The organism is Stenotrophomonas sp. 82F1 (assembly GCF_056861525.1).
The window spans coordinates 16829-28459 of record NZ_JBSPUD010000021.1 but is presented as its reverse complement, the minus strand read 5'-3'; the positions used below and the strand labels follow the sequence as shown (position 1 = coordinate 28459).

Sequence of the window (11631 nt, the reverse complement as noted above, 5' to 3'; positions counted from 1 at the left end):
GACTCTTGATGGGATTGTGAAGCCTTTCAGCCACGCCTGTCAGCGCGACGCTGCACGGCTGCCGCGCGCGCCCTCATCAGGAGCATCTTCGTCCAGCAGACGGGTGAAGTCGTCGGAGGGCAGCGCCTGCGAAATCAGGAAACCCTGTACCTGGTTGCAGCCGAGCTGGCGCAGCGCGGCCAGATCGGCATCGCTCTCCACGCCTTCGGCAACGATGGTCAGGCCGAGCTGGTTGGCCAGCGCGATCACCGTGGTCAGGGTCAGGTGCAGGGCGGGATCGCGCGCGCAACCGCTGACCAGCGCACGATCGATCTTGACCTCGGTGAAGGGGGTGTTGACCAGGTTGTGCACCGAGCTCAGCCCTTGGCCGAAGTCGTCCTGGGCCAGACCGAAGCCCTTCATCCGCAACCGGCACGCGCCTGCATAGAAGTCGCTGACGTGGCGAGTGGTGCTGTTCTCCATCAGTTCAAAGCACAGATCCGCCGGAGTGCCGCCTGCGGCCAGGGTCAGCGCCAGCAGTTCATCCGGAAGATCGGACTGCTCCAGCAGGTGCGGTGGCAGGTTGATCGATACCGGCACGCGGAATCCCTGCGCGCGCCAGCGCGCCTGTGCCCGGATGCTGGCGGTGAGCATCCCGCGTAGCAGTTCGCCCTCCAGGCCATGCCGGCACAGCGCCGGCAGGAAACTGCCGGGTGCCAGCGTCCCCAGCTGCGGGTGGCGCCAGCGCACCAGTGCCTCGGCGGCAACCACGCGCCCGGACTGCAACGACTTCTTCGGCTGGAACCAGGCGGTCAGGCTGCCGTCGGCCAGCGCCTGTCGCAGCTGCGCCGCATCCGGCTCGGGCGTCAGCGCCGCCGGGCTGGTGCGCACCGCTGGCCGCGCCTGCGCCAGTGCATCAAGCAGCGCATCGACATCGCTGGCGGCGACCGGCTTGGCCAGCAGGCCGACCACGTCCAGGCCCAGTGATTCGGCCATCAACCGCGCCGAACTCATCATCCGCCGCGAGGCTGCGCTGACCACGGCAAGCCGCGGCGGGCGCGGCTGCGCGGCCAGTGCCTGGATGAACTGGATGCCATCCTGGCCCGGCATCAACAGATCGCTCACCACCAGGTCATAGGCCTGGCAGGCACACAGGGCGATCGCCGCCTCCACGTCTTCGCAGGCGTCGACCTGCACGCCGGCACGCGCGCTGAACAGATTGACGAGGTAACCACGTTGGAACGGCTGGTCTTCCAGGATCAGGACACGGCGGGTCATGCGGGATCTCCTTGGCGAACGGCGGAAAGCGCCTGACGCAGGCGTGCGATGTCGATGGGTTTGCTCAGATAGCCCTGCATGCCGCTGGCCAGGCAGCGCTCGCGCTCCTCGGCGGTGGCGTTGGCAGTAGCGCCGATCACGGGCAGCAGAGTGCCCTCCGCCCGCAGCCGGCGCGCCAGGGTGTGGCCGTCCATGCGCGGCATGTTGATGTCGGTGACCACCAGGTCGAAGTCATGGGTCTGGCACAGCTGCAACGCCTCGACGCCATCCTGCGCAAGCTCCACCTCGCAGCCCAGGGCCTGCAGCTGTTCGGCCAGGATCACCCGGTTGATGGGATTGTCTTCCACGGCCAGCACCCGCAGTCCCAGCGGGCCCGGTTGCACATCGCGCGCTGCGGTCGGCAGCGTTGCGCACTGCCGCTGCTGGCGTGCAACCGCCAGGGCGATCGAAGACATGCCGTGCAGGGTGACCAGCAGCGCGCCATCGGCAGCGGGTGCGGGTTGGTCGCCACCATCGATCGAGGCCAGCACCCGCGGTCCCTGCCAGGCCAGCGGCTGTTCCGCCTCGCCATCCATCAGGATCGCGCCGCCGTGGTCGAGCAGGGCAGGATCGCCCTGCAGCGGCTGCGCATTGGCACCCCAGCGGCGTAGCCAGCCACAGGCACTGTCGACCAGCTCGCGATCGCGGCCGCGCACGTAGACCGGTGGTTCGGCCAGCAACGCCGGGCCGTCCTCGGTCGCGGCCAGCACCGGCAAGGGCAGGCGCACGGTGAAACTGCTGCCCAGTCCCGGTTCGCTGACCACGCGCAGTTCGCCACTCATCAACCGCACCAGGCGGTCGCTGATCGACAGGCCCAGCCCGGTACCCTGCGCGCTGGCGGCGCCACGAACCTGGCGGAAGGGCTCGAACAGGCGCGCCTGTTCCTCGGTGGCGATGCCCACGCCGGTATCGGTGACCTGCCAGGCCAGCACGCTCGACTCGCCTTCGCGCTGCACCAGACGCACGCGCAGCACTACCCGGCCATGCTCGGTGAACTTGATGGCGTTGCTGAGCAGGTTGCCCAGCACCTGGCGGATCCGGTCGGCATCGCCGAGCACCCGTGTCGGCAACCGTGGATCGGTGCAGACCAGTACCTGCAGGCCCTTGCGCGTGGCCGCAGCAGCGAAGCTGCGCAGCACGCTTTCGGTCAGCTCGCGCGGCGAGAACGATGCCGGTTCCAGGCTCAGCTGGCCCGACTCGATCTTGGACACATCCAGCACGTCGCTGATCAGCTGCAGCAGCACCGACGAGGAACTTTCGATGGTGCGCAGGTACTGCGACTGGCGCGCATCCAGCGGCGTGCGGCCGAGCAGCTCCAGCGTGCCAAGCACCCCGTACAGCGGCGTGCGGATTTCATGGCTCATGGTCGCCAGGAACGCACTCTTGGCCTGGTTGGCGGCGTCGGCCGCCTGCCGCGCCGAGGACAGTGCCGCCTGCGCCTGCCGATGGCGTGAGATGTCATGGAACACGCACAGCAGCACGTCATCATCCTGGTAACGGCAGGCCGCATGCAGCACCTGCAGCTGGCGACCGTCGCGTGCGGTGAACTCCAGCCCGCGACCGCGTTCGCCGGCATGCCCGCGCCACGGTGCCTGCCAATCGCTGTCGGTGCCGTCCTCGCCCAGCCAGTCGCGCAGCAGCTGGTTGGACAGCAGCAGCTGGCGGTCACTGCGACGCAGGACACAGATGCCGACCGGCGCCAGGTCGATCACCGTCGAACTGAAATCCAGGCTTTCCAGCAAGCGCCGGTGCTGCAGCAGGGCCGGTTGGATCAGCTGGCGGTCGACGCGGTGCCGCAGCAGGCGCAGGGCAATGCCAGCCAGCAGCAGCAAGGCACCGCTGATCAGCAGTGAAGTCGCCATGTCGCCAAGCAGCAGGCGCGGAGGCAGGTGATAGACCAGCCGCCAGCCGTCATTGCCCACCCCCTTGACCAGGGCCACGCCGCGCGGCAGGCCCGTGCTCCAGAGCACGCCGAAACTGTCGTCCTGGCGCTGCTGCAGCGCTTTCCAGCCCGCACTGTCCAGCCGTGGCGCCAGGCTCGACAGGGCCGGCTGTCCATCGCGGTCCAGCAGGGCGTAGCCGCCGATGCCCTGGCCATCGATCATGTCCGAGGCGGCCGCACCGTCCAGCAGCAGCATCAGCCACTGGCTCGGCTGCGGCCCGGCCTGTACCGGTTGGGCCAGGGCGACCCCGGCATCGCCCGCGCGCAGCCAGTACACCGGATCGGTACCGGCAAGCGTGCCGCTGCGCTGCCGCAGCACCTGCAACGTGGGCAGGCCGGCGATGTCCACGTTGGCCTGGCCACCCGCCAGCCAATGCGTTCCCTGCGCATCGACCAGCAGCAGATGGGTCTGCAGGGTCTGCAGCGTGTGCTCCGCGCGCGGCGACAGCAGCAGGCGCTGGCCAGGCTTGCCGCCCGGCCCGTCCAATGGCAGCTGGCGCACACCTTCGCTGGACGCTACCGACGGATCACCCACCACCACCGAATCGCCCAGGTAGCGCAGCAGGGCCTCGCGCTGGTCGAAGTAGATCTGCGCCCTGTACGCGGCGGCATTCATGTCGCGGCGGTGGCTGGAGATGTCTTCGGTCAGCGCGGTCAGCAGGTAGAAGCCGGTGGCGGCCGCCAGGCACAGGAACATGCACACCGTCAGCCAGCGCAGCAGCACCGAAGCGGTGGTCGGCGGCGCGACCAGGGGCAGGGAAGGGCGAGGGAATCGGAACATGCACCGATCCTAGGGAGGACGGTCACCCGCCCGGAATCAGCCATGTCCTAAAAAGCCGCCTGCACCCCGTGCAGGAGACCACCGGCGAGGAACCGTTCAGGCTGGCGCTGGGGCCGGGTAAAAAAAGACCCCCGCCGAAGCGGGGGTCTGTAACGTGCCTCCAGCAGCGGCGCCCTTACAGCGCGCTGCCGCCGAACTTGTGCGTGTACTGCAGGTTGATGGTGCGGCCGACGCTGTCGAACCAGGACACGTCGTAGTACGGGTACGCGGTATAGGTCCTGTCCTTCGGCGGCATCTTGTTGAACACATTGACCACCGACAGCGACAACCGCGAGTGATCGTCGAAGCGGTACTGCAGCGAGGCGTTGTAGCGGTAGGTCGCCTTGATCCACGGGCTGTCGCCGCTCTCCTCGTCGAACACCTGGTCGTAGCTGTCCGAGGTCGGCAGCTTGCCCAGGCGCGAGCCGTACACGGTGGCCGACCAGGCATCCTTCTCCCAGGTCACGCTGACGCTGGTCTTGGTGCGCGGTATATCGAAACCGCTGTTGATCGCGAACTGGTCTTCGGTCACATCACCGGCATAGCGCTGGAAGTCATGCTTCTTCACCCAGGTGTGGGTGCCATTGAAGATGAAGTCGCCGATGCCGGTCTGCAGGCGGTAGCGCAGGCCGACGTCGATGCCGGAGGTGGACTCACGCGCAACGTTGATCGGGTTCACATGCACGCCATACAGGCGGCCATCGGCAGTGCGGGTGATGCGGGCCAGGGCGTCCACGCAGGTCGGCGAGGCGGGGTCGGCGCTGCCCAGCCGGCAGTTCGCTTCGCTGGCCAGAATCGTACGCACGTCCATGTCCTGCACCTGGTCGCGCATGTCGATGTTGAACCAGTCGGCCGACAGGTCCAGGCCGGCGGCCGGCGACCACACGAAGCCAGCGCTCCAGGAGGTGCTGGTTTCCGGGTCCAGCTCGCGGTTGCCACTGCGGCTGCGGATCACGTTGCGCTCGTAGTCGGCGCAGTCATCGGCGGCATCGGCGCGGCAGTTGTACAGATCTTCCGCGCTGGTCTCGTCGTTGCCCGGGCCGGCGAAAACATAGTGCAGGTCCGGCGCGCGGAACGCGGTGCCGTACGAACCGCGCACCAGCAGCGTGTCGATCGGACGCCATTCCAGGCCGCCGCTCCAGGTTGCCTTGCCGATGGTGTGGCCCGAATAACGGTACTGGTCGTAACGCCCGGCCACGCTCAGGTTCACCGTTTCATGCAGCGGCATGCGCAGCTCGGCAGCGGTCGCCCAGCGGTTGCGCGAGCCCTTGCCGTCCGAATCCTTCCAGCTGTAGTAGTAATAGCCGGTCGCCAACGGATCGGGGTTGAGCGCATAGGCCTGCTGGCCCACTTCCACCGTCGCGGCGAAGCCGGCGTCGCCACCGGGCAGGGTGAACAGTGAGCCATTGGTCAGCGTCAGCGCCGCCGTCTCGGTGCGCGACTTCGGCGTATAGGTGGTGCGTGCGGCGATCGAATCGTACTCGGCACGTGTCAGCGGCCGGTACAGGCGCGACGGATCGGCGTTGTAGATCGGGAAGCCGTCATCGTCCTCGCCCAGCTGCGGGCCCAGGAACAGGTCGTTGGCCTTGGACGCGATGATCTGCGCCCAGCTGATCCGCGACTGGTACTGCGAATGGCTCAGTGACGCTTCGTAGTCCCAGCTGCCGGTCAGGTTGCCCTTGAAGCCGGTGGTCACGCTGAAGGTCTTCTGCGTGCTGCGCACCATCGCATTGTCCAGCCCGCCCATTTCCTCGGGCGAGAACTGGCGCTGCCAGAACTCGATCTCGCCGGTCGCTTCATTGTTGAAGTAGCCCGACTCATCGCCGTCGGCGGCCATGCGGCCCCACTTGGTGACATCGCGCATCAGCGACATCGTGTGGTAGCCCAGCTGCACGTCGGCGAACCACTGCTGGCCGTTGTCGAAGTCGTAGCTGAGCGAGGCATAGCCGTTGGCGCCGCGGCGCTTGCTGAGGATCGTGCCGTAACCGATCGCGCTGTCGCTGCCGCAGTAGTAGCCGTAGCGCGGGCGGAACGCGCGGTAGGTGCTGCCCTGGTTCTGCGCGGACAGTGCATCACAGGTCGCTGCGCCCGGATCCAGGTAGTCATCGTTGTAATCGGTGCGCAGATAGGAGCGACGGGCGATGCGCGCGCCTTCGGTCGGGCCGTCCTGGGTCGAGTCCTGGATGTCGCGGCCGTAGGCCCACAGCGGCGTCTGCGACTGCAGTTCGACGCTGTATACCGCGTTGAAGTTGCCACTGCTGAAGCCGCTGGCCAGGCTCATGTCGAACGACTCACCACCGCCTTCGGTGGTGGTGCCCATGCGCATGTCGATGGTGGTGCCATCGGCCTTCTTCTTCAGGATGAAATTGACCACGCCGGCGATCGCATCCGAGCCGTAGATCGCCGATGCGCTGCCGGTCAGCACCTCAATGCGGTCGATCATGCCCAGCGGAATGTTGGACACATCGGTGAAGTTGCTGCGGCCCTTGAACGGCATCGGGAAGTCGGCGATGCGGCGGCCGTTGACCAGCACCAGGGTGTGGTTCGGCCCCAGCCCACGCAGGTCGACCTGCTGCGCGCCTGGCGAGAAGTCGGCGCCGCCGGAGGACTGCTGGCTCTGCGTCTCACCGCCGTTCTGGGTCATCGCGCGCAGCACGTCCGGCACGGTGGTGAAGCCGCTGGAGCGGATCTGCTCTGCGTTGATGACAGTGATCGGCGCCGGTCCTTCCACCTGGGCGCGCGGGATGCGCGAGCCGGTCACCTGCACCGCATCCAGCTGTTGTACCGAAGAGGAAGCGGGAGTCTGTGCTGCCGCCGAAGCAGCAACGCCCATCAACGCCAGCTGGATCGACCACGCCATCGCCTGTCTACGCATGAGAAATTCTCGGAAGTAATGCCGGCCCACAGAGGAGGGGCCCTGTCCCCCATTCACATTTCAGGAATGGGCGCGCGCATTTAACGCCTTTTTTATGTCCTTGACTACTGGGGATATGTCTGGCAAAGAGTGAAAACGGTTGCAGGTCGTTTTTGTTCAGGGAGATCAAGATGCGACGCCTTCGCTACGGGCTGCGTGGCCCGCTCATCGCCTTGCTGCTGTCGGTGCTCTGCTGGTCCTCGCCAGCAGCTGCACAGGAGCTGATGGAGCCGGGCTTCGCCTACTACGAAGTGGGTGATCTGGATGCGCCGCGGCCCGGTCCGCGCGCCCCCGCGATGATGCTGATGGGCGGCGGCGAATGGGTCCCCGAGGCCTTCCAGTGGTGGCTGCGCCAGGCCGGCAATGGTCGCGTGCTGATCCTGCGCGCCTCCGGCACCGATGAGCTGCAGGACCGCCTGTACCGCGAGATCGGCGGCACCACCGCCGTGCAGACCCTGGTGTTCGACAGCCGCCGCGGCGCCGACGACCCGGCCGTGCTGCGGGTCGTGGCTGCGGCCGATGCGATCTTCATCGCCGGCGGCGATCAGTCCCGCTACATCCGCTTCTGGAAGGGTACCGCGCTCAACCGCGCACTGAATGCCCACGTGCGCGCCGGCAAGCCGATTGCCGGTACCAGCGCCGGCCTGGCCATCCTCGGCGGCTACGCCTATGGCGCGCTGGATGGCGGCAGCATCGATTCGGCCAGCGCCATGGCCGACCCGATGGGCGAGGCCGTCACCTTGGATCGCGGCTTCCTGCAGCTGCCCTACCTGCAGCGGGTGGTCACCGACACCCACTTCGACAAGCGCGACCGTCTCGGCCGCCTGATCGTGTTCGTGGCCCGCGCCGCGCATGACAGTGGTGACCCGGACATGGTCGGCATCGGCGTCGACGAAGATACGGCCCTGTGCGTGGAGCCTGACGGCCAGGCCCAGGTCTACAGCACCGACGGCGAAGGCAAGGTCTGGGTGGTCAGCCCCGGACGCGATGCCGACCGGCTGGTGGAAGGTGAACCCCTGCGCTTCCACGCGGTGCCGGTCACCGTGGTTGCCAGCGGCAGCCGCATGCGCCTGGACGACCTGCAGGCCGACGCGGCCTACCAGGCCTTGGCTGACATCAGCGACGGCGAGATTGAAGTCATCCGCCAATGATCCGGTAGCGCCGGGCCATGCCCGGCGGATGCCGCCGCGCGGTGCCTTCCGCCGGGCATGGGGCGGCGGGGGCGGGGGGGGGCGGCGGGGGGGGGGGGGCGGGGGGGGGCGCCCCCCCCCCGCTACCGTGCAATCCAATCCCTTTCCTGCTGGAGATCTGCTTCCATGAAACTGCGCCTGGCGCTGTCCGCGCTGTTGTCCCTGCCACTGCTGGCCCAGGCCGCACCCGCTGCCTCACCGCTGCTGGTTATCCACGGCGGTGCCGGCGTGGAGCGCAAGGATCTCTCCGCGGCGGAAGAACAGGCCGCGCGCGCTGCGCTGAAGGCGGCATTGCTGAAGGGCCATGCCGAACTGGCAGCCGGGCGTCCGGCATTGGCGGCGGTCACCGCGGCCATCACCGTGCTCGAGGATGATCCGACCTTCAACGCGGGCAAGGGCGCGGTGTTCACCCACGAAGGCCGCAATGAACTGGACGCGGCGGTGATGGACGGGGCCACCCAGGCAGCCGGCGCAGTGGCCGGCGTGCAGCGCGTGCGCAACCCGATCCTGCTCGCGCAGACGGTGATGCAGAAGTCCAGGCACGTGATGATGGTGGGGCAGGGCGCCGAAGCCTTCGCCACCGAGCAGGGCGTGACCCTGGTCGACCCCTCCTACTTCCGCACCGACAAGCGCTGGCAGCAGCTGCAGCGTGCATTGAAGGAAGAAGCGAGCGGGCAGGCGCATGCCGACCTGGAAACCGCAAAGCACTTCGGCACGGTCGGTGCGGTCGCCCTGGATGCGCAGGGCCATCTTGCTGCGGGCACTTCCACCGGCGGCATGACCAACAAGCGCTATGGCCGTGTCGGCGACTCGCCGATCATCGGTGCCGGCACCTGGGCCGATGCGCGTTGTGCGGTATCGGGTACCGGTTGGGGCGAGTACTACATCCGCACCGCCGCCGCCCATGAGATCTGCGCGCGCATGCGTTACCTCGGTCAATCGCCGGAACAGGCGGGCAAGGGCGTGATCAACGACGCGATTCCGCAGATGGGCGGCGACGGCGGCGCAATCGTGCTCTCCGCAGACGGAAAAGCCGCAGCGCCGTTCAACACCCAGGGCATGTATCGGGGCTGGATCGGGGCCGATGGCGTTGCCCACGTGGCCATCTTTGCCGACGAGACAATCGCACTGCCCTGAGCAGACCCTTGCGTATCAAGGGGTTTGCGACGCGTGTGAAAAAAAGTGAAAAAAAGCGTTGACAGACCCCCGCTTCATCTCCAGAATTGCGGGCTCACCACCACACACCGCAACGCTTCGGCGGCACGGGACGGGGTGGTAAAAGGAGGGATACCCAAGCGGCCAACGGGGGCAGACTGTAAATCTGCTGGCTTACGCCTTCGGTGGTTCGAATCCACCTCCCTCCACCAGCTTCACGTTGTGGCACATTCCCGGTGCGGGAGTAGTTCAATGGTAGAACCTCAGCCTTCCAAGCTGATGGTGCGGGTTCGATCCCCGTCTCCCGCTCCATTGAGTGAACTTTGAATATTATCGAGTTCATGCCATAATGCAAAACTCGCTCACATAGCTCAGTCGGTAGAGCACTTCCTTGGTAAGGAAGAGGTCGAAGGTTCGATTCCTTTTGTGAGCACCATCTTCAGCACCACACCAGACGAATTCGAGATAAGCAGCCATGGCCAAGGGTAAGTTCGAGCGCACCAAGCCGCACGTCAACGTCGGCACCATCGGTCACGTCGACCACGGCAAGACCACGCTGACCGCCGCACTGACCAAGATCGGTGCCGAGCGCTTTGGTGGCGAGTTCAAGGATTACTCCGCGATCGACGCCGCGCCGGAAGAAAAGGCACGTGGCATCACGATCTCGACCGCGCACGTCGAATACGAATCCACCGTTCGTCACTACGCCCACGTCGATTGCCCGGGCCATGCTGACTACGTCAAGAACATGATCACCGGTGCTGCCCAGATGGACGGCGCGATCCTGGTGTGCTCGGCCGCTGACGGCCCGATGCCGCAGACCCGCGAGCACATCCTGCTGTCGCGTCAGGTCGGCGTGCCGTACATCGTCGTGTTCCTGAACAAGGCCGACATGGTTGACGATGCCGAGCTGCTGGAACTGGTCGAAATGGAAGTCCGCGAGCTGCTGAGCAAGTACGACTTCCCGGGCGACGACACCCCGATCATCTCGGGTTCGGCCCGTCTGGCGCTGGAAGGCGACCAGAGCGACATCGGCGTGCCGGCCGTCATCAAGCTGGTCGAGGCGCTGGACACCTGGATCCCGACCCCGGAGCGTGACGTCGACAAGGCATTCCTGATGCCGGTCGAAGACGTGTTCTCGATCTCGGGCCGCGGCACCGTGGTGACCGGTCGTATCGAGCGCGGCGTGATCAAGGTCGGCGAAGAAATCGAAATCGTCGGCATCCGTCCGGTGCAGAAGACCACCGTGACCGGCGTGGAAATGTTCCGCAAGCTGCTGGACCAGGGTCAGGCAGGCGACAATGCCGGTCTGCTGCTGCGCGGCACCAAGCGTGACGACGTCGAGCGTGGCCAGGTTCTGGCAAAGCCGGGTTCGATCAAGCCGCACACCAAGTTCGACGCCGAAGTCTACGTGCTGTCGAAGGACGAAGGCGGCCGTCACACCCCGTTCTTCAAGGGCTACCGTCCGCAGTTCTACTTCCGTACCACCGACATCACCGGTGCGGTCGAGCTGCCGGAAGGCGTCGAGATGGTGATGCCGGGCGACAACATCAAGATGGTTGTCACCCTGATCAACCCGGTCGCCATGGACGCCGGCCTGCGCTTCGCAATCCGCGAAGGTGGCCGTACCGTCGGTGCTGGCGTGGTTGCCACCATCCTCGAGTAAGCCTGCATGCCGGCGGTCGCATAGCGCTGCCGGTCTGGCGAGTGGCGGGCCGGGAACCTCGGTCCGCCTTCGCCGTCTAAGGGAAGGCAAGTTTTCTACGTACGCCAGTAGCTCAATTGGCAGAGCAGCGGTCTCCAAAACCGCAGGTTGGGGGTTCGAGTCCCTCCTGGCGTGCCATCTGCCCACCTTACCGAGCGGCCCTGCCGCTAAAGCAGACACAGCCTGATGAATAGCAAGATCGAACATTCCAAGGACACCTCCGCGCAAGGCGGGGATATCGTCAAGTACGTCCTCGCATCGTTGCTGGTGCTGGCAGGTCTGTTCGTCTGGTTCTGGTTCTCCGCCGATTCCGGTCGCGCTGCCCAGCTGGGCTCGTGGGCGGGTCAGCTGCGTGCGTTGGCGGTCGTGGTCGGCCTGGTTGGCGGTATCGGCGTGTTCATGCTGACCGGCAAGGGGCGCGACACCCGCGAATTCCTCTCCGAGTCGCGTTTCGAACTGCGTAAAGTGGTTTGGCCGACCCGCCAGGAAGCCATTCGCATGACCTGGGTGGTGATTGTCGTCGTCCTGATCCTCAGCTTGCTGCTGGGCGGGTTCGACTTCTTCATCCAGAAACTGACTCAGTGGTTCCTGAGCCGCTAAGGAGAAATG

Annotated in this window: 7 protein-coding genes and 4 tRNA genes; 8 read left to right on the top strand and 3 right to left on the bottom strand. The window is 66.4% G+C overall.

The window, feature by feature from the left end; genetic code table 11:
- Positions 1 to 39: 39 nt before the first annotated feature.
- The 3 genes from AC13GI_RS17410 to AC13GI_RS17400 form a co-directional block, all read right to left on the bottom strand.
- Positions 40 to 1257 carry an EAL domain-containing response regulator gene (locus tag AC13GI_RS17410; RefSeq protein ID WP_482996925.1) on the bottom strand — a complete coding sequence of 406 codons (1218 nt, stop codon included), beginning with the start codon at positions 1255 to 1257 and terminating at the stop codon, positions 40 to 42.
- Positions 1254 to 4019, bottom strand: coding sequence for a response regulator (locus AC13GI_RS17405; protein WP_482996924.1), 2766 nt, complete (start codon positions 4017 to 4019; stop codon positions 1254 to 1256). The genes AC13GI_RS17410 and AC13GI_RS17405 overlap by 4 nt, the downstream gene beginning before the upstream one ends.
- Positions 4020 to 4194: 175 nt before the next feature.
- Positions 4195 to 6933: a TonB-dependent receptor plug domain-containing protein gene (locus AC13GI_RS17400; RefSeq protein ID WP_482996923.1), complete on the bottom strand. Its 2739-nt coding sequence runs from the start codon at positions 6931 to 6933 to the stop codon at positions 4195 to 4197.
- A 170-nt stretch (positions 6934 to 7103) separates the two neighbouring features.
- Here AC13GI_RS17400 and AC13GI_RS17395 point away from each other — a divergent pair, with 170 nt between their 5' ends.
- The 8 genes from AC13GI_RS17395 (at position 7104) to secE (ending at position 11622) form a co-directional block, all read left to right on the top strand.
- On the top strand, positions 7104 to 8123 hold the full coding sequence (locus tag AC13GI_RS17395) for a cyanophycinase (RefSeq protein ID WP_482996922.1): 1020 nt from the start codon (positions 7104 to 7106) through the stop codon (positions 8121 to 8123).
- A gap of 165 nt (positions 8124 to 8288) precedes the next feature.
- Entirely contained in the window at positions 8289 to 9299 is a 1011-nt protein-coding gene (locus AC13GI_RS17390) for an isoaspartyl peptidase/L-asparaginase family protein (protein WP_380658200.1), read from the top strand.
- Between the two features lie 144 nt (positions 9300 to 9443).
- A tRNA-Tyr gene (locus AC13GI_RS17385) sits at positions 9444 to 9529 on the top strand.
- Positions 9530 to 9555: 26 nt separating this feature from the next.
- Positions 9556 to 9629: transfer RNA gene (locus AC13GI_RS17380), tRNA-Gly, on the top strand.
- A 48-nt stretch (positions 9630 to 9677) separates the two neighbouring features.
- A tRNA-Thr gene (locus AC13GI_RS17375) sits at positions 9678 to 9753 on the top strand.
- 39 nt (positions 9754 to 9792) lie between these two features.
- The gene (gene tuf, locus AC13GI_RS17370; protein WP_089238985.1) at positions 9793 to 10983 is read left to right on the top strand and encodes an elongation factor Tu; all 1191 of its coding nucleotides are present in this window, start codon (positions 9793 to 9795) and stop codon (positions 10981 to 10983) included.
- 101 nt (positions 10984 to 11084) lie between these two features.
- A tRNA-Trp gene (locus tag AC13GI_RS17365) sits at positions 11085 to 11160 on the top strand.
- 48 nt (positions 11161 to 11208) lie between these two features.
- Entirely contained in the window at positions 11209 to 11622 is a 414-nt protein-coding gene (gene secE, locus AC13GI_RS17360; protein WP_099819134.1) for a preprotein translocase subunit SecE, read from the top strand.
- The last annotated feature ends 9 nt before the right edge of the window (positions 11623 to 11631 follow it).